Source organism: Gilliamella sp. G0441 (genome assembly GCF_050589305.1).
In the GTDB taxonomy this organism is placed as follows: domain Bacteria; phylum Pseudomonadota; class Gammaproteobacteria; order Enterobacterales; family Orbaceae; genus Gilliamella.
The window spans coordinates 59,863-77,590 of the sequence record NZ_JBNRJF010000012.1 but is presented as its reverse complement, the minus strand read 5'-3'; the positions used below and the strand labels follow the sequence as shown (position 1 = coordinate 77,590).

At 33.4% G+C, this 17,728-nt stretch carries 17 protein-coding genes and 3 pseudogenes; 9 read left to right on the top strand and 11 right to left on the bottom strand.

What is annotated here, in order from left to right; translation table 11 throughout:
• Nucleotides 1-169: pseudogene (locus ACKJXD_RS10185) on the top strand (elongation factor Tu); the annotation flags it as partial.
• A gap of 130 nt (nucleotides 170-299) precedes the next feature.
• Here ACKJXD_RS10185 and ACKJXD_RS10180 read toward each other — a convergent pair.
• Nucleotides 300-899: pseudogene (locus ACKJXD_RS10180) on the bottom strand (RtcB family protein).
• A 328-nt stretch (nucleotides 900-1,227) separates the two neighbouring features.
• Between ACKJXD_RS10180 and ACKJXD_RS10175 the strand changes: the two are divergent.
• Entirely contained in the window at nucleotides 1,228-1,773 is a 546-nt protein-coding gene (locus ACKJXD_RS10175; RefSeq protein WP_430876235.1) for an imm11 family protein, read from the top strand.
• A gap of 699 nt (nucleotides 1,774-2,472) precedes the next feature.
• Here the strand turns inward: ACKJXD_RS10175 and ACKJXD_RS10170 are convergent.
• Nucleotides 2,473-2,736 carry a TM2 domain-containing protein gene (locus ACKJXD_RS10170; RefSeq protein ID WP_220216069.1) on the bottom strand — a complete coding sequence of 88 codons (264 nt, stop codon included), beginning with the start codon at nucleotides 2,734-2,736 and terminating at the stop codon, nucleotides 2,473-2,475.
• 949 nt (nucleotides 2,737-3,685) lie between these two features.
• Complete coding sequence (locus tag ACKJXD_RS10165) at nucleotides 3,686-5,083, bottom strand: RtcB family protein (protein ID WP_430876234.1); 1,398 nt, start codon at nucleotides 5,081-5,083, stop codon at nucleotides 3,686-3,688.
• 217 nt (nucleotides 5,084-5,300) lie between these two features.
• On the opposite strand from ACKJXD_RS10165, the pseudogene ACKJXD_RS10160 reads away from it, so the two are divergent.
• The 4 genes and pseudogenes from ACKJXD_RS10160 to ACKJXD_RS10145 all read left to right on the top strand — a co-directional run.
• Nucleotides 5,301-5,460: pseudogene (locus ACKJXD_RS10160) on the top strand (RtcB family protein); the annotation flags it as partial.
• A gap of 646 nt (nucleotides 5,461-6,106) precedes the next feature.
• Nucleotides 6,107-6,343: a hypothetical protein gene (locus ACKJXD_RS10155; RefSeq protein ID WP_430876233.1), complete on the top strand. Its 237-nt coding sequence runs from the start codon at nucleotides 6,107-6,109 to the stop codon at nucleotides 6,341-6,343.
• A 46-nt stretch (nucleotides 6,344-6,389) separates the two neighbouring features.
• Nucleotides 6,390-6,683 (top strand): helix-turn-helix domain-containing protein, encoded by a 294-nt coding sequence (locus ACKJXD_RS10150; RefSeq protein WP_430876232.1) that lies wholly within the window; start codon nucleotides 6,390-6,392, stop codon nucleotides 6,681-6,683.
• On the top strand, nucleotides 6,673-7,617 hold the full coding sequence (locus ACKJXD_RS10145) for a reverse transcriptase family protein (RefSeq protein WP_430876231.1): 945 nt from the start codon (nucleotides 6,673-6,675) through the stop codon (nucleotides 7,615-7,617). The genes ACKJXD_RS10150 and ACKJXD_RS10145 overlap by 11 nt, the downstream gene beginning before the upstream one ends.
• A gap of 11 nt (nucleotides 7,618-7,628) precedes the next feature.
• Here the strand turns inward: ACKJXD_RS10145 and ACKJXD_RS10140 are convergent, their stop codons facing one another.
• From ACKJXD_RS10140 to treR, 7 genes are all read right to left on the bottom strand, one after another.
• Nucleotides 7,629-8,306: a JAB domain-containing protein gene (locus ACKJXD_RS10140; protein WP_430876230.1), complete on the bottom strand. Its 678-nt coding sequence runs from the start codon at nucleotides 8,304-8,306 to the stop codon at nucleotides 7,629-7,631.
• 291 nt (nucleotides 8,307-8,597) lie between these two features.
• The gene (locus tag ACKJXD_RS10135) at nucleotides 8,598-9,035 is read right to left on the bottom strand and encodes a hypothetical protein (protein WP_430876229.1); all 438 of its coding nucleotides are present in this window, start codon (nucleotides 9,033-9,035) and stop codon (nucleotides 8,598-8,600) included.
• A complete protein-coding gene (locus tag ACKJXD_RS10130) occupies nucleotides 9,022-9,354 on the bottom strand; it encodes a hypothetical protein (RefSeq protein WP_430876228.1) in 333 nt (110 codons plus the stop codon). The genes ACKJXD_RS10135 and ACKJXD_RS10130 overlap by 14 nt, the downstream gene beginning before the upstream one ends.
• Before the next feature lie 132 nt (nucleotides 9,355-9,486).
• Nucleotides 9,487-10,080 (bottom strand): hypothetical protein, encoded by a 594-nt coding sequence (locus ACKJXD_RS10125; protein ID WP_430876227.1) that lies wholly within the window; start codon nucleotides 10,078-10,080, stop codon nucleotides 9,487-9,489.
• Nucleotides 10,081-10,636: 556 nt separating this feature from the next.
• Entirely contained in the window at nucleotides 10,637-12,307 is a 1,671-nt protein-coding gene (treC, locus tag ACKJXD_RS10120; protein ID WP_430876226.1) for an alpha,alpha-phosphotrehalase, read from the bottom strand.
• Between the two features lie 75 nt (nucleotides 12,308-12,382).
• The gene (gene treB / locus ACKJXD_RS10115) at nucleotides 12,383-13,810 is read right to left on the bottom strand and encodes a PTS trehalose transporter subunit IIBC (protein WP_430876225.1); all 1,428 of its coding nucleotides are present in this window, start codon (nucleotides 13,808-13,810) and stop codon (nucleotides 12,383-12,385) included.
• 173 nt (nucleotides 13,811-13,983) lie between these two features.
• On the bottom strand, nucleotides 13,984-14,952 hold the full coding sequence (gene treR / locus ACKJXD_RS10110; RefSeq protein WP_430876224.1) for a trehalose operon repressor TreR: 969 nt from the start codon (nucleotides 14,950-14,952) through the stop codon (nucleotides 13,984-13,986).
• 206 nt (nucleotides 14,953-15,158) lie between these two features.
• On the opposite strand from treR, the gene ACKJXD_RS10105 reads away from it, so the two are divergent.
• Together ACKJXD_RS10105 and ACKJXD_RS10100 are read left to right on the top strand one after the other, a co-directional pair.
• Entirely contained in the window at nucleotides 15,159-15,701 is a 543-nt protein-coding gene (locus tag ACKJXD_RS10105; protein WP_430876223.1) for a hypothetical protein, read from the top strand.
• A gap of 248 nt (nucleotides 15,702-15,949) precedes the next feature.
• Nucleotides 15,950-16,435, top strand: coding sequence for a hypothetical protein (locus ACKJXD_RS10100; RefSeq protein ID WP_430876222.1), 486 nt, complete (start codon nucleotides 15,950-15,952; stop codon nucleotides 16,433-16,435).
• A gap of 84 nt (nucleotides 16,436-16,519) precedes the next feature.
• Here ACKJXD_RS10100 and ACKJXD_RS10095 read toward each other — a convergent pair whose 3' ends face one another.
• Entirely contained in the window at nucleotides 16,520-16,849 is a 330-nt protein-coding gene (locus ACKJXD_RS10095) for a winged helix-turn-helix transcriptional regulator (RefSeq protein WP_430876221.1), read from the bottom strand.
• 189 nt (nucleotides 16,850-17,038) lie between these two features.
• On the opposite strand from ACKJXD_RS10095, the gene ACKJXD_RS10090 reads away from it, so the two are divergent.
• The gene (locus tag ACKJXD_RS10090; protein ID WP_411597015.1) at nucleotides 17,039-17,674 is read left to right on the top strand and encodes an NAD(P)-dependent oxidoreductase; all 636 of its coding nucleotides are present in this window, start codon (nucleotides 17,039-17,041) and stop codon (nucleotides 17,672-17,674) included.
• Nucleotides 17,675-17,728: the final 54 nt, after the last annotated feature.

Genomic DNA, 17,728 nt, shown 5'->3' with positions numbered 1-17,728 from the left:
TGGTACAATCGAATTACCGGAAGGCGTAGAAATGGTAATGCCAGGCGATAACATCAAAATGTCAGTATCATTAATTCACCCAATCGCGATGGCAGAAGGTTTACGTTTTGCAATTCGTGAAGGTGGTCGTACTGTTGGTGCGGGTGTTGTTGCTAAGGTTATTAAATAATTTAAAACCTTTTATCGCATCACCGATGCAAACAAATAAGAAAGGCGTACATTGTGCGCCTTTTTTATTTAAAATATTAATACCACAATGCTAAACCACACTAGCCAAAACTAGCATGATTTTATCAAAATTATACTTTAAACGTTAACCACGGTTTAAGTTTAACCACTGTTTGAATCAAACCGGCGTTTTGCTGTGCTTCAATTACAGGTGTGATAGGTTTATAGGCTGTAGGGGCCTCTTCACGTAGCCGTTCTTCTTTTAAGGTAATACATTGCCATGGCAAATTAACCTTATCATATTCAACTTTTTTGCTACACATAGCCTGTCGTCTTTCTGCTCGACCTGCACCATGTGAACAAGACTATCACCAATCTGCATTACTTTTACCTACTGCCACATAAGAGTGATCATCCATCGATCCAGAAATTAAAGCTATCTGACCAGCATAAGCCGGCGTTGCACCTTTACGATGAATATTCATCTCTTGTTCAGGCCAAATGATATTGTGTGAAATATCGACCACGAGTTGACTATTATCTTGATGAAAAATAGTTGAAAGCGATTTACGTATCAATTCGGTAATCACAATTCGATTAATCCAAGCATAACGCGCAGCAACGCCCATAGCTTGTAAATAGGCTTGTTCGTGACTATCTGTTAAACAAAACAATCCTGATTTTGGTTGTTTTTCATTAGTCGACCATAAAGCTTTTGCTTTATCTTGCAAACTCAAACTAAATTAAGACAAATATTTTTTAAGCTATAGGCATCATTACTGCGTTGTTTTCTGTTCTCGAAACAAAAAAATGTATATTCATTATGTGATGTTCTATGTCTGAAAAGAAAAGCCTTTTTTCTAATATACATCGTTCTATTCAATTGATAAGTGTAATTAATTAAAAAATTTTATATTACTATTAGTTTGTTATTTAATTATCAACAGTATTGCATTTTTATTTTATCAGTAGTCTTTATTTTATATTGAACCATGTATAATAAAAGTTAAAATTGAACTTATTTTTAATATCTACATTTAAGAGGATGAAAAATAAAATATGAAAGATTTTGAATATTATTTCATGATGCGTAAAGAAGATCAGGCTTTTCCAATGATTGATCTCTTAGATCAAAGAAAAGAAATAATCAAGGCTCAATTGGGAGATCCTTTACCTCGTCATCCTGTATTAGCCGATTACTTAACAGGCTCTAAAGATTTTGTTACTAAAAAAATTGCCAACATAATGTTAGCTATGAATATGGAAGGGGTGCGTATTGTACCGATAGAGCTTTCAGACCGGAAAGGTGGCTACATTGATGATTATTACTGTATTTACGTTGATGATAATACGTTTGAAGCATTGGACAAAGAAAAATCAGATTATAAATACGACGAAAAATGTGATATGTACTTTATTAACAAATATGTCTTAGACAGAGAAGTTTTAAAAAAAATTCCATTAAACAAACGCTTGGGATGGAGATTATTAGAAGAGCCCGGAATTTATTTATATCATAAATCAGTAGTTGATGAGATCAAAAAACTTAATCCCACCGGCGTTGAATTCATAAATATAGAGGAATATGAGGGAATGTTTAATTAAAGTTTAATAAATCTATGATAATTTATGAATTAGGTATAGATGGAAATAACCCAACCTAATTAGGATTTCCTTTACTTTTAGCCATTAATGCATCGAGATGGTTGCACGGGCGCACATGGGATGCATCTTTCAATAATCTTAATGTTGAAGATCACATACCTAATGATGTGATACACTCCCTCAAATTACGTGGACAGGATGTGCAAATTGTTGATGATTAAACCGATACCATGGGCCATGCCGGTGCCATTCTTATCGATGCAAATCATCATCTACTAATGGGCGCAAACGACCCTAGAGGGGATGGTTTAGCGACTGGATATTAATATTATTTGGGTAGTGAGTTTATATTTATAATATGATATGACTACCGAATACCACAAACAAGGTAGTGCTTAAGATGTGATGATAAAAACAATGGCTATATGATTTAACACAGCAAAGTGATTAATGAAATAGGTTTTTTGTGTTTTGAATAATAAAGAGCTACATTACAATAATTTAAAGTTGAACTATTAATTTAAATGAAATTTCAATCTGTTAAGAAGGAAGCTGTTCCTCAGTTGGATCTGACTTTATTAAGAGGAACTTTCCTTTCTATAATAGTTGTAAATTACTACTAAAGATAAAACTAGAGTTAATAAAACAAACTTCTAGTTTTGTCGTTTTAGTAATTATAGTTTTGTGAAAATTTTAAATTTATGGCATTTGATTTATTTTCGGTGATTTTAGTATGCAAACTAAATCAACTATCCACCAAATAAAAAGCCCAATTAATATAAAAATACCAATTATTATAGGGAGAGTAATAAAGCCAATTATTGTTAAAACAAGCATTAAAATACCAGTTCCGACTTTACCTAAATACATCCTATAAACACCAAATGTACCGAGGAAAAACCACAATAAAAGAGTTACAACGACAGAACGGTTATTCCCAACAAACTCAGATTTAGTTTCCATGAAAACTCCTTTTTTTAATTAGATGATTAAAAAATTTAAATAAAATAAATCCTTATTACAAATAAAAGAATAAAAATTTATTGATTGTATAGCGTAAAAATAACTACGCAACAATTTTATTTTTAATGCTGTAAACAGTTAATATTATGAAAAAATATTCGATTTTATTGTAATTTTAAACTCTATTTCATTAATTTCCTGTAATAGTATATTCAGGAAAGCGGGGGTATTGTATAGAATGGAGGTTTTATTGTAAAGTATCAACATATTATTTTACTTTTAGTTAAAAATTAAGTTAATGGCAATATAAATAAAAATTGTTTTTGTCATATCTTCACAATCCTAAAAAGAGCTGTTAGAGCGTTTTTGAGATCGCTATAAGATTATTTATGATAGTGATTGGTCAATAAATATCAATTAACGTGTTATTCATTTTTCTAACAATACCATCTTTTTACTCAACTATGAGATAGTTTTTCTTTATCTCCTGAAATGTCGTTTCAACCTAGGAAAAATGACGCATGATAAGATCTGTTATTGAGTAAGTATTGAGTTTAAAACTAAATGGTATCAATATATTCACTATTGGTTAATTTGCTCTACATACAGAGATTTATATAAAATAGGGAGTTGTAGCAGAAATATTTGCTATATATAGATATTATTCTGCTAATTTTGGTCGAGGAATAGCATAAGTGACTATAAAAAAATTGAATTAAATTAAATAAAATAAAATTAAGTCGTTAATCTCTTACCAAACAAAAAATGTTCAAGAGCTAGTAATTATTGATGATGAACACTCGATTAAACAACCAAATTTACAGTATCGGTCTACGCTGTTGGTGTGATAAAAAAATAGTTATCATTTTTCTTTATAAAAAGCATTTTGTGTTAAAATTTAATATGTTGATAAAATAATAAATTATTGCACAAAATGCTATTTCGAATGTTACACCTTAAACGTAACCCACGGTTTAAGTTTAACCACTGTTTGAATCAAACCGGCGTTTTGTTGTGCTTCAATCACAGGTGTGATAGGTTTATAGGCTGTGGGAGCCTCTTCACGTAACCGCTCTTCTTTTAAGGTAATACATTGCCATGGCAAGTTGACCTTATCATATTCGACTTTTTTACTACGCATAGCTTGTCGTCTTTCTGCTCGACCAGCACCGTGTGAACAAGACCATAACCAATCAGCATGGCCTTTACCCACTGCTACATAAGAGTGATCACCCATTGAGCCAGGGATTAAAGCTATCTGACCAGCATAAGCAGGTGTTGCCCCTTTACGATGAATATTCATCTCATGTTCAGGCAAAATGATATTGTGCGAAATGTCGACCACAAGTTGACTATCATCTTGATGAAAAATAGTAGCAAGTGATTTACGTATCAATTCGGTAATCACAATACGGTTAATCCAAGCATAACGCGCAGCAACGCCCATAGCGTGTAAATAGGCTTGCGCGTGATTATCTGTTAAACCAAACAATCCTGATTTTGGTTGCTTTTCATTAGTCGGCCATAAAGCTTTTGCTTTATCTTGCCAACGCTGACCAATGTAAAAACCAACATCACGCGATCCGGTATGAATCATGACGACGACACTATTTTTTTCAAGACCTAATTGATAAGCTAAATGTCGATCGATAATATCATCAACAATTTGTAACTCGACAAAATGATTACCAGATCCGACAGTACCTAAACTCGCTGGGCGGATAATATCGCGCTTTTCAAAAAAGGCTTCAGGCGCATACTGACAATCTGCCTTAATTAAATGATTACTGGATATTTTATCAAGCTCTGCGTGTAACCGTTCATAATTAACTGAATTCCACAAACCTTGCTGTGGTAACTCCGATAACCATGCTGCAAGACCTTGATCAAATAATGCTTGAAAAGATTGCGGTGTAACAGGTACATCGCGTTCATCTTGCAATAACACACGTTTTAATTGTGCAATAATTGTTGATTTTTGTTCACACACCTGATCAAAGCTTAAACCGGTGGTAAAAAGCCGCATACCGCAATTAATATCAGTACCAATTGCTGCAGGAATAATTAAATCCTGCGTAGTTGCAACAATACTACCAACAGGCGCAACCGCACCTGGATGAAAATCGGGTGTAGCACGAGCCATGCAAACTTTCCCTACACTATTAGGGACGTTCACTGATGCAAAGTTCAGAAGCTGTTCTACCGCTTTTTGCTCTAATGGCAATGGACTTGGTAACAAAATCTGAGCAGATGTATTTTCTTTATTTAAAGTATAAATATCATTATTAAAATGACTTTCAATCCCAAGACGGGACAAACGTTTTTGTAAACGGGAAAATGTAGACATAATAGCCACCTAGAAAACAATAAAAAAGCGTCTCCTCAAATTGAGAAGATAATTACTGTTTTCCTGCAGCAGCACTATTCAGGAAAGCGGGCGAATTTTATACCAAGTTTATGGGGTTGTAAAGTGACTCAGTATAATTTTTAAAGCAAAAAAATAAGGGCGATTTTCGGAAATTTAAAAAGATAAGTTATCTTTATTAAAATTGATTTACTCTTCCCAAATCAAAGCAACTACCCATGTTGGGTGCCCAAAAGATTGCCAACGTGATTAATGAAATCCCAATGGCATACAAAGATATTGGTGCAGTGATGACCGCGCAAAATGAATTGGTTGAGATAGTACATCAATTAAGGCAAGTGGTGTGTGTAAAGGGGTAAAAACTATCGAGGAGCGATCCTCGATTTCAATTAATATTTACTGCTATCAACTTTAAATTGCCAAACTTATTAAGCGCCGTAATTGCATTAGTATTTTCTTCAATAAGATCTATGCAGATTTTCCTTTAGGTTAGTGCAATGGGTTTCGCCTTGAAAGCAGCCATGCAATATTGAAGTTCAGGTGTTCAGGCGACCGAGGGGTTCAAACCACCTCCTCCGACTCCCCATTCCACTAAGCGTGGTGCGTAAGTAAGGATATTGAATAAATTATTTTTTGACTAATAGAAAAAAAATATTGCATTAAGTAAAATTTCAAATTATATTATGTTAATAACAGGATGCAACCATCCTGATGCTCTTTAAAAGATAAACCTGATTAATACTGAAAAAGACAGTGGCTTTATTAGCCGATTGTTGGTAGTAAATAGCTATTAAACAATCAGCATTATCCCAGATAACAATGCGCTAAAATTACTACTTATACCATAAGGTAATTTAAGTTGGCGCAATATAATCGACTGGTGAGGTTGCTCTAGCAACCTCAGATTAGAGTGCCCTGTACTATCCATAACATTTTTTTTCAGTTCAGTATTGTTTTGTCGACTGGTGCAATATCGCACTGATTAAAAGCAAAACGAGGTTAAAAATGTTAGTAAATAACAAAAATCTTTTAAAGAACTCCATTAAAACATTAAAAATGGTTTTAGAGGAGCTGCATGATGTTATGGATAGTAGTAAACGAAAAGAATTAGAAGAGATAATTCAAAAATTGGAAGAATCAGAGGAACAGTATTCATCAAGTCAATTACTCGATATTTTGTCTAGATGTATAACTTTAATTCCTGCCGTAATTCAGCTAATTGAATTTATATCTAAAAAATGATTTTAGTTTACAGCAGGTCACTCGCAATCTAACAGAGGTAAATATAATGAGTTTTGGTAATGCGCTGAAAATGTGTCGTACACAAAAAAAGGTATCAAAAACCAAATTAGCTGAATTATCAGGCTTATCTATATCTTATCTTACTCTTTTAGAACAAGACAAAAGAGATCCCAATTTATCGACTATTGAAAAAATTTGTGATGCTCTAAATATTCCAATCAGTATTTTTATTTTTTTAGCATTTGATAAAAAAGAAATTGATGGCATTAGTCATGAATTAGCTAAACAGTTATCTCTAACTGCCCTACAACTTATAGAGCCTAATTCTGATGATTCCTAAATATTCAGCCAAACCAGTAGCTGATTTGGATTTATTAGCAAAAATCTTAGGTATAACAAGACAAGAACTTGATGATTTATATCATTCTTCAGATAGTTTCTTTTTTCTTCATGAAAGAAAAGAAAAAAGCGATGGTTCTTTTCGTGATACTTATAATGTAAAAAAGCGACTTAAACTTATTCATGCCAGAATATCTAATAAATTTTTAAAGAAAGTATATTATCCTGATTATTTACAAGGTAGTTTGAAGGATAAAGACTTTTTAACCAATATCAAAAATCATTTAGGAAAAAAAATACTAATTACAGAGGATATTACTAATTTCTTTCCAAGCATTTCAAAAAAAGTTGTCTTTGAAGTATGGGCTGGTTTTTTTAAATTTTCAAAAGATGTTTCAGAATATTTAGCTGAACTAATAACATTTAAAGGCAACCTTGTTCAGGGCGGAAAAGCAAGTAGCTACATTTGTAATTTAATATTCTGGTCTCGAGAAAGTGAGCTAGTGAGTTATCTAGCTAAAAGAGGTTTTACTTATACAAGATATGTTGATGATATAACAGTCTCGGCTAATCGAATTATTTCATCAAAAGAAAAAAAAGACATTATTAGTCGCATTTATAGTTTATTGAAATCAGTAGGAGCCAAACCTAATAGAACAAAACATCATATTATGCCGCGAAGTGAAAAACAGATTATGCATAATTTGAATGTGAATCAAAATAGACCATCTATGCCTAAAAAGAAAAGGAATATGATTAAGGCTGCGGTATTTGAATGCGAAAAAGAATTTCAAACTAATGCAAATAGCGATAAGTATTTAAGATTATTCAATCAAACAATGGGACGAGTGAATCACATGAAACGTATGCACCCTAGAATTGGTGATGCTCTACAGAAGCGATTGAAACTTGTAAAACCACAAAATAAATCTTAGATTTCCATCTTTTATTTCCCTAAAATCCTCTCAACTTTTTTCGGAGTAACTTCCATTAATTTTGCAATAGTCTTGATATCAACACCTTTATTAAATAACGCATTTGCTAATGCCTTGGCTTGTGCAAGCGCCAGTTCTTTTTGTGCTTTTTCTGTTTTTGTCTTATCCCTTTCAACCGCTAACTTCTCTTTGGCAATTAACTTTTCTTCTTTACGGATGCGTTCAACCACTTGATAAGTCGGTACGTATTTTAGGCTTTGTTCTAACTCATCCATAAGTTTAGTACTGCGGAAGCTGATATAGGTTTTTGGGGTGATGATTAGGTGGTCGATTAGGTCGATATTTAGAATACGGCCAACTTGAATGAGGCGATCGGTGATATCTTTATCTGCTTCGGACGGCGTCAGCGATCCTGACGGATGATTATGAACTAATATCACGCGTGAGGCGTTTTTCATCACCGCAACACGAAATACATTCATCGGTTCAACATCGACCGATTTATAACTGCCAAGCGCAATCAGTTCGATATACAGGATATAACCAGCTTGATTCATCCCAATCATCCAAAGATGTTCTTTCTCTTGGTCGATTTGGTTATCACGCAATAACACACGTTGCATAATGCTGTACACATCATCTGTGCCTTCAATATAGCGTTTGTCATGCTTAGTCAGTTTAATATCCATTTTATCACCTTGTAAAATCACTTAAAAAATAATATAGCATATTTTTCTTAGACTTAGCAGTAGTTAATTAATCTTGGTCATACCTATGATAACTATTTTAAGTTTGCCTGATAGGTTCATCGTAAACTACAAAAAAAATAATTTAGCATTTTAGTTTGGATTCTAATTTTACTAATTTTTATTATAATAACGCCTAAAATAACAGCAGATAATTCAATATCAACAATCCAATCTAATAAGTTCGACAGTATAAAATAGTTGGGCGATTTTTTGGCTAGTTCGGACAAATGATTATTGCTTCAAAGCAAGCTTACTTGATATTTTTTGTATCCCACCAATAGAATAATGACAGCATAATAATATTGCCGGATAGATTATAAAATTAAGGGTTATCATTGATGTGATACCTAACATCCCCATAATAAAATCTAGATTAAAAATCGATTTATAATCATCTCCCATAATTAATATGAAGAAAATTGGTGACATTAAGGTAATGATAAAACCAATTGGCACTCCGCAAATCACTAAATCTATCGGTCGTTTTATTTTATTTAAAAGAAAGATTGAAATCAGAATAAAACAGAAATAACACAAACCATAACATATCAAATAATATAATTCTGGTGTGCGATGTTTTGCGATAATCATTCGATAACACCATTGGTAACTTAGATAGGCACCGATAAAATTAAATAAAACGATAATGACTAAATTAATTATTTTCATTAGATAGTCCTTTTTTATCTTCAATCTCTTTTACCGCTTCTTCCAAAGAACCAGGTAACAAATAAAGTTCTTGTAGACCATATTCATATAAAACAGATGAAACGGCATATGCACAATACGGTAAATAAAAAGGGGCAATTGCATAATTACCATTAATAATTCTTTTTTCAATATTCAGCGCTTGCTCTCGTGTTAAAGTGATTTCACGTTGAGAAACATAATCACCATCTTCCGCATGGTATTTGATAAATTGTTCTATTGAAAAAGGGATATCTCCATCATCATAAAAAGCTTCTGCTTGTCCTCGATATTGTCGCATGTAATCGCCATTAAATAATTATGGAATATATACAATTGAGGAAAGAGAAATCAATTACCAAAATGTTCCAAATTATAAAAATGAAACATCCAAATAATTAAAGTTATATAGAAATAAATCCCTAAATTTTTACTAAACAGGTATATGTAAATTTTTGACTTCATAGCGAACACCTGACAAATATAAATTACGTAAAAAATAATCAATTTGGTCATGTGTGTATACCCCACTTATCACGCTTTTTTTTAGTTTTACTTTTTTATTTTTAAAAGTTATAAATAATATATATATAGGATGCCATTTCCCTATCCGTCTTATACTTTTCCATTGTATCCCTTTAGGTGGATACTTGAAATATTCGACCTTAATGATTTTAACTTCAAGATCTTGGCAAATTGGAATATAAATTTTTGGTCTAATTTTTCGTAAAATAATAATGCTTTTCTTTGTGATATGGAAAGTTGGAGTCATGCATAGCCATGCTAAAATAGTAGCAGGAAAAAACCACACACCGTGAATTGAAAATAATAATTCATCAACACCTATAAATAAATTTATAACAGCTAGAAAAATAAAAACTAATAACAAAAGAGACCAAAATAAAACACCAAAAACCAGTGCTGTTAATATAATTTCTATAAAAGATTTTTTTAAAGGTTTATTTTGTTTTCTTTTTGTATTCATTTTTTCTATGTTTTTTAACAATGATAAATCTATTATTTTCAATGGAATTATTACTCATTGAATTATAATTTATTATTTTATAATAATTATTTTTATATACCAAATGCTAAAAATCAAAATTATCCCAATGAATATGATTGAAAAATATTTTTTAGTATAAAACGAATGTATTATTGCTCTATTTCTCGATAGTTTTAATAATTAGGTCATTTATCATAATTTCTATAATACTTTATCTTAAGATAACCCATTATTAATATTCATCACTTATGCTAATTAATTACTGCTAAAGTGGGTATAGTTGACGTTCTGATAACCCGTTTTTTATAACAGGAAAGCTAGATTTACACATAAAGAGAGTATGATTTACCCATTATTTTACATGATTTTGATTAGCTATTGATTAACTAACATAACGGAATTGATGACCCATATGGACTATCCACAATTTTTGAGGAACAACATATTATGGCGTTTCAGTCAAGAAGCCAACACAAGTGTTGGCATTTTCTTACTACCTAATTCGCTCAACGATTTTTTAATTCAATAGAACAAAATTATTTAGCGTATATCTTAGTAACCTGATACAACCGATTCACTATTTAGATTGCATCCAATACATTGCCTCATAAGGTTGTAACACCATTTCTGACTTTAATACAGTTTGGTTTTCATAATTACCTAGCAATCTTTGCCAATGACGATTTTCTAACGCTTTAGGTAATTGCCATTTAACCGTATTTTCGGTCAGATTAGCTATCACAAGTAATGTTTGATTATTCCAATGTCTGACATAGCACCAACAATTAGCAATATCAGGCGTCAAATCTTGATAGTCACCGAAAATAAAGATCGGATACATTTTGCGTAATTTGATTAAGGTTTGATAGCAATAGAAGATTGAATTGGGATCATCAAGCGCTGCCTTAACATTAATTTTCGGATAATTGTTTGCCACCTCGATCCAAGGTTTACCTTGGCTAAATCCGGCATTGGTAGTATTATCCCATTGCATTGGCGTTCGGCTATTGTCGCGTGACTTACTGGCAAGAATCGCTAACATATCAGACTCTGACATACCTTCGGCAATTTTTTCTTGGTAGATGTTAAGGCTTTCCACATCTTTATATTGCGAAATATGAGTAAAATGGGGATTTGTCATCCCGATCTCTTCTCCTTGATAAAGATATGGTGTGCCTTGTAGTCCATAAAGAATCATCGCCAGCATTTTGGCCGATTCGCTGTGGTATTGGTCTTCATTACCTAAACGTGACACAATGCGAGGTTGATCGTGATTACACCAGAAAATCGCATTCCACGCCTTTCCGTGCATACCCACTTGCCAATAGCCAAGTATTTTTTTGAGTTCAAGTAAATCGGGCTTAGCCAGCGTCCATTTTTCCCCATTTGGATAATCAATTTTTAAATGATGAAAATTAAACGTCATGGTCAACTCTTTGCCATCCAATGCGGCATATTTTTGGCAGTTTTCAAGCGTAGTAGACGACATTTCACCCACTGTTTTTAAACCATTAGGTAGGAAAACATCTCGGCTTATCTCTTGCAAAAATTCGTGTATTTTCGGGCCGTCTGTATAATATTTTCGACCGTCACCATTCACATCTTCCGGAAAGTCTTGCTGTTTAGAGACCAAATTAATCACATCCAGCCTTAATGCATCGACGCCTTTATCCGCCCAAAATTGACACACATTTTTAATCTCTTGGCGAACGGTTGGATTCTCCCAATTAAGATCAGCTTGCTGTTTTGCGAACAGGTGTAAATAGTATTGTCCTGATTGCTCATGCCACTGCCAAGCATTACCGCCAAATTTTGACCGCCAATTGTTGGGTTCTGATCCGTCAGCGTTGGCATCTTTCCAAATATAAAACGATCGAAAAGGACTGATTTTATCTAAGGCGGATTTAAACCATGGATGCTCTGTTGACGTGTGGTTAAATACCATATCCATCATAATACGGATATCACGTTCATGCGCCTGCTTAACCAATAATTCAAAGTCGTCCATCGTGCCATAAGCCGGATCAATATTATAGTAATCCGATACATCATAACCATTATCAACTTGCGGAGAGGGATAAATTGGCGTTAACCAAATCGCACTAATGCCCAGATTTTTAAGATAATCCAATCGGCTGATAATGCCTAATAAATCCCCCGTTGAACCAGTACCACTGGCTTGAAAACTTTTGGGATAGATTTGATAAATAGTTCCATTTTGCCACCAAGGGATTTCGTTCGTATTCATTGTTTGCTCTTAATTATTCATCTGTTATAAACTAACCGTTCCATAATAGAACGGTTAACGGTTATTAAATCGTGTTTAGCGAATATCTAACGTACCTTTTTTCAATTTTATTTTATAAACAACTGAAGTTAAAACAATAGGTACGACAATTGCCACAATCATAGCTAATGCATAAATTCCCCAATAAATCGGTTTTATGGATAAAATGCCAGGTAATCCACCCACACCTATACCATTAGATAATACCCCAAACAAACCACAAATTAAGCCAGCAAAGGCCGCACCAATCATGGCGCATAGCATAGGGAATTTATAACGTAAATTGATACCGTACATCGCCGGTTCAGTCACGCCCAGATAAGCTGATATGGCAGCAGGAACAGACACTTCACGTTCGTTATGTTTTTTACTGACTAAAATAATCCCCACTACCGCCGAGGCTTGAGCAATGTTTGATAACGCAATAATTGGCCAAATAGGTGTTCCCCCCATATTTTGGGTCATCTGCATATCTATGGCTAATGTCGTATGGTGAATACCGGTAATTACCAATGGTGAATATAAGAAACCAAAAATAGCTGATCCGATAAAAGCATAGTCTCCAGTCATCAAATATCTAACCCCATAGGCAATACCATTACCTAACATTCGCCCTAAAGGACCTAATAAAAAATGTGCCAGAAAAACAGCAAGCAGTAGCGATACGATCGGAACAATCACCAACGTAAGATAATCAGGTATAATTTTACGTAATCGAGTTTCGATCCACCCTAACGCTAAACCAGCAAAAATCGATGGAATCACTTGTGCTTGATACCCTACTTTTTGGATGGTGAACAACCCAAAATCCCACACTTCAGGTATTTTACTGCCCAGATCGTAAGCATTCATCAATTGTGGGGAAACTAAAGTAATGCCTAATACGATACCTAAAACAGGTGAACCACCCATTTTTTTGACTGTTGACCAACAAATGGCAACCGGTAAAAAATGGAAAATCGCTTCACAAGGTAGCCAAAGTATATTGTAAATAGGCGCTAACCAATGATAAGTTGCAATTAATGGCTTATCATCAATGGTGGGCATATCTCCAATAATGTTGCGTAACCCCAATAATAAACCGCCTGCAATTAAAGCTGGAAGCAAGGGTACAAAAATTTCTGCTAAGTTCGAAATTAGTCTTTCAAAAAAAGACATATTTTGTTTCGCAGCAGCTTTAGTTTGCTCCTTAGTTGATTCATTAAGATTTAAATGCTGAGTTAAAGCTTTATAATAACGATCCACATTGGTACCAATAATGACTTGAAATTGCCCAGCATTATTAAAACAACCTTTTACAAAAGGTAATTCCTCTATGGCTTTTATATCGGCTAATTTGGGATCAGACAGTGCAAATCTTAATCGAGTTAAACAGTGGGTAACACTCGCAATATTTTCTTTTCCACCCACACAATCAATCAATGCGGTTATCGATTCTGAGGTGATGTTAGGATCTTTAGCCATCTCCAAGTCTCCCTATCATAAATATTTAGCCGAATTAGCTATTAATACATTGGCTATGTTTGAATTAGGATTTAGCATAGATTGAAAAAGACAAACAATAAATGGGAACGTTCCCTATTTGTGATAGATCTCACATAATTAATAAAAAATATAATACTGTTAGATTGTTATTACTATTTATTAACAGCCAGTTGGCAAGGAATCGTCACCGTTTTAAGTTCCACCCCATTGGTTAACATTCGGAGTAATTCATGAGCGGTATAAGTTCCAGCTTTATCAAAACCTAACTCCACAGATAACGTTTGTGGAAAAAGGAAACGGAGCAATTCACTCTGCCCGATACTCGCAACAATGATATTTTTATATTGCTTTTCATGAAGATATTTATGTAAGCCTAACGCAAGCGTTTCAGTCGCACAAACAATGGCAGAAGGTGATGATTTAATGACTGTTTGAGCAAGATGATAGCCAGATAGATAACTTAATTTTCCTAAACAAGCATTAGGGGTTATTTGATGAAGCTGACAAAAATCCAGATAAGCTTGATAACGTAGTGCACCGGTAGTTTGGTCTTGCTGTTCAATACCAATAAAAGCAATATTACGCTGTTTTTGTTGATGATATAAATGCTCAAGTAAGCGAGTTACTGCACCAATATCATCGTAACAAACACACATATGATTAGGGAATGAACGAGCAATAACCACACTCTTATTTTGCCAGAAAGACAATACTCCCTTATCTAATCCTGTAAAGGCAAAAACCACGACACCGTCAGCCTGCTTATCTTTCAACATGGCTAAATGTTCTTCAACCTTTTCAACATTAAATTGGCTTTCCATAATAATCGGATCATAGCCATGTTGATAAAATATTGGCAGCATACTACTGACAGCTTGATTTTCAGACATCGAGCCAAGGCGAGTAACAATAATACCAATCACTTTATTACCATAACCTCGCATTGCTCTTGCAGATTTAGACGGCGTAAATTGATATTGTTCAATAATAGCTTTGACTTTATTACGTGTTGCTTCTTTCACCATTGGGTCATGGTTAATTACTCTTGAAACAGTTGATTTGCTTACTCCACTAAGTTTGGCAATATCCTTAATGGTTAAGTGGCTCGATGACTTGCTCATAATAATTTTGCTGAATAAAGATCAATAAAATTATAGTAATATAGTTTCAACAAAATTGCGATATGGTAGCTGCTTGGATGATATTAAAAATCATGCAATATTGATATACCTAATTTAATGTCTAATGGTAGAATCAGGTTAAAATTTAACAGGTCATTAGTAGTACTGTTTAACTCAATATCTCACTTTACGACAAGCTATTAAACATGAAAAAATTTTATTTACTGTTAGGTTATATCTTATTTTTTGTCAGTTTATCCGGACACGCATCAAGTGATGTCACCAAAATAGCTACTGTTACAGAACAATTTAAAACTGATCTATTATGTCAATCAAAGCCTTTTGCCATCGAAGATAAAAAAATTATTGCTGAACTTGAAAAACAAAAAATTACCATAAAAAACAAACAACAAGATAATATCACTGAAATCGAATACCATTTTGAGCAACCTATCAAAATCAAGAATATATGGGTTAATATGATTCGTTATGAAAGCGATAATTTCGTCACATCTTTTTATGCTAAAGCCAAAGGTGATATGCACAAGTTCGCTAAATTGATTGGTGCTAACGCTATATTGCGTAGCTGTGAAGAACCCATTCCTTTGAATGATACAGACATATACCGAAAAGATATTACCCCTATTACGGACAATAAACTTTACCCTGATACCATAATTATTGGTCAGGATAAAGACTCAAAGCCGAATGAATTTTATGTTATTTGTTCTAAAGTTGAGGCTAATTAGCCTTAATTTTTGACATAATAAACAGCTATTTTGTGTTTCTGGTGTAGGATCTTATCGAATAAAAATTTACAAAGCTGAATATACTTGGGAAGTATTAGATACCTTAGTATAGTCGTATTAACAAATAAAATGCTATTTTAAACCGAACGAAAAACTTGTTTTTATAATAAAAATTTCTTTACGCTTAATTAACTATTGAGAATTTAACATGAAATCACAAAATAAAATTTTTAGTCTATGCTCTTCTCATGTTTACAGTATCAGGCTGTAGCATAGCGGCAGATAAAGCTAAATCCATCATGAATCAATTTAAAGATACTTTGCTATGTCATCAGTCTCCAGAATCTTTAATATTTAATACTTCTCCTGAGGCGTTTGCTAAAGAAGGGATTACGGTTACTAAAATTAGTGAGTACAATCCAGAATATATATATCACTTTGCCAAACCATTGAAAATGTCGAATTTGACAATTCAAACTGTTAAATATTTAGGAAACTATCATTACGGCTTTGATTTCTTTGCCGTTGCTAAAGGTGATATGGATAAATTTGCCAAATCAATCGGAGCTAAACGCACTCCGGCTCAATTTAACGATTTTAGATGGAGGAGTCCATATGTAAAATATTTCACTTCAACAACTAATCAGGAATATTTTAAACGTATCTTCCTTATTGGTCGAGAAGCAGACTCCAAATCAGGCGAATTTAATTTTGGTTGTTACCTATATTATTAATATTATCGCGGGAAATAGGTTGTGAAACAATCAGTCTTAACTGATATTTTGGTAGGGGTAAAATACAAAGTTGATTTACCCTTTTTAATACTCTTTTTTTAATTTATAAGCCTTCCCCCACTCTAACATAGCATCATGAACCTGTTTTAAACTTTGTCCGACTTCGGTCAAGGTATATTCAACTTTAGGAGGTACTTGGGCATAGACTTTGCGATGAATTAATCCGTTTTTTTCCATTGCACGTAGGTGCTGGGTTAAGACTTTTTGCGATATTCCGTCTAAGGATTTTTTTAATTCGCCAAAGCGTTTAGTGCCCGTTAATAAATCACGAACAATTAAAACTTTCCATTTATCGCCCATTAGCATAAGCGTAGTTTCGACGGGACAAGAGGGTAAATTTTCATTGAGAGACATAATAAAAATCCTTTAAAATCAATTATAGTATTATTTTGGTAACTATATTACTGTTTAGTACCTACTTTACAATAGATACTTTGAATATTAATCTAAAAATATTCATTACTTAACGATTTTTGTTTACAAAACCTAAAACCAGAATCCAACAATATTATTAAATTAATAAAGAATAAAGGAGTCAAAAAGATGAAAATAGCTGTTATTGGTGCAAGTGGTAAATCAGGCAGTCTGATAGTTAAAGAAGCAATTGCGCGTGGGCATGACGTGACAGCGATTGTTCGTCATCAAAATGCGCATGTCGATCCCAAGGCGAAAGTTTTAGTGAAAGATTTGTTTGATCTGACTTATGAAGATTTGAAACCTTTTGATGCGATTGTCGATGCATTTGCGACATGGAGCCTTGAATCACTGCCTCAACATCAAACAAGTTTAAAACATTTAACTGACATTTTAAAAGGTAAACCTAACCGTTTATTAGTTGTTGGTGGTGCAGGTAGTTTATATGTCAATCCTGAACATACTGTTCGTTTAGTTGATACACCCGAGTTTCCAGAAGAATTCAAACCACTAGCTAATAATATGGCTAAAGCACTTGATGAATTAAAAAAATGTCAGGATGTGAACTGGACTTACTTAAGCCCAGCTATTGAGTTTATTGCCGATGGCGCAAGAACAGGTCACTACAAAGCAGGCGGTGAACAGGTTTTATTCAACACTCAAGGAAAAAGCCAAATTAGCTATGCTGATTATGCCATTGCCATGGTTGATGAAGCAGAAAATGCCAAACACATTAAACAACGTTTTACAGTAGTGACAGAATAAGATAACAACCTATTTTATATAGTGAACGGCTAATGCCTGTTCACTATATGATAG

What these genes read in the sequence shown, in the direction of transcription:
- ACKJXD_RS10175 (WP_430876235.1), top strand. Translation starts at nt 1,228, where the DNA reads ATGAAAGATTTTGAATATTATTTCATGATGCGTAAAGAAGATCAGGCT.
- ACKJXD_RS10170 (WP_220216069.1), bottom strand. Translation starts at nt 2,736, where the DNA reads ATGGAAACTAAATCTGAGTTTGTTGGGAATAACCGTTCTGTCGTTGTA.
- ACKJXD_RS10165 (WP_430876234.1), bottom strand. Translation starts at nt 5,083, where the DNA reads ATGTCTACATTTTCCCGTTTACAAAAACGTTTGTCCCGTCTTGGGATT.
- ACKJXD_RS10155 (WP_430876233.1), top strand. Translation starts at nt 6,107, where the DNA reads ATGTTAGTAAATAACAAAAATCTTTTAAAGAACTCCATTAAAACATTA.
- ACKJXD_RS10150 (WP_430876232.1), top strand. Translation starts at nt 6,390, where the DNA reads ATGAGTTTTGGTAATGCGCTGAAAATGTGTCGTACACAAAAAAAGGTA.
- ACKJXD_RS10145 (WP_430876231.1), top strand. Translation starts at nt 6,673, where the DNA reads ATGATTCCTAAATATTCAGCCAAACCAGTAGCTGATTTGGATTTATTA.
- ACKJXD_RS10140 (WP_430876230.1), bottom strand. Translation starts at nt 8,306, where the DNA reads ATGGATATTAAACTGACTAAGCATGACAAACGCTATATTGAAGGCACA.
- ACKJXD_RS10135 (WP_430876229.1), bottom strand. Translation starts at nt 9,035, where the DNA reads ATGAAAATAATTAATTTAGTCATTATCGTTTTATTTAATTTTATCGGT.
- ACKJXD_RS10130 (WP_430876228.1), bottom strand. Translation starts at nt 9,354, where the DNA reads ATGCGACAATATCGAGGACAAGCAGAAGCTTTTTATGATGATGGAGAT.
- treC (WP_430876226.1), bottom strand. Translation starts at nt 12,307, where the DNA reads ATGAATACGAACGAAATCCCTTGGTGGCAAAATGGAACTATTTATCAA.
- treB (WP_430876225.1), bottom strand. Translation starts at nt 13,810, where the DNA reads ATGGCTAAAGATCCTAACATCACCTCAGAATCGATAACCGCATTGATT.
- treR (WP_430876224.1), bottom strand. Translation starts at nt 14,952, where the DNA reads ATGAGCAAGTCATCGAGCCACTTAACCATTAAGGATATTGCCAAACTT.
- ACKJXD_RS10105 (WP_430876223.1), top strand. Translation starts at nt 15,159, where the DNA reads ATGAAAAAATTTTATTTACTGTTAGGTTATATCTTATTTTTTGTCAGT.
- ACKJXD_RS10100 (WP_430876222.1), top strand. Translation starts at nt 15,950, where the DNA reads ATGTTTACAGTATCAGGCTGTAGCATAGCGGCAGATAAAGCTAAATCC.
- ACKJXD_RS10095 (WP_430876221.1), bottom strand. Translation starts at nt 16,849, where the DNA reads ATGTCTCTCAATGAAAATTTACCCTCTTGTCCCGTCGAAACTACGCTT.
- ACKJXD_RS10090 (WP_411597015.1), top strand. Translation starts at nt 17,039, where the DNA reads ATGAAAATAGCTGTTATTGGTGCAAGTGGTAAATCAGGCAGTCTGATA.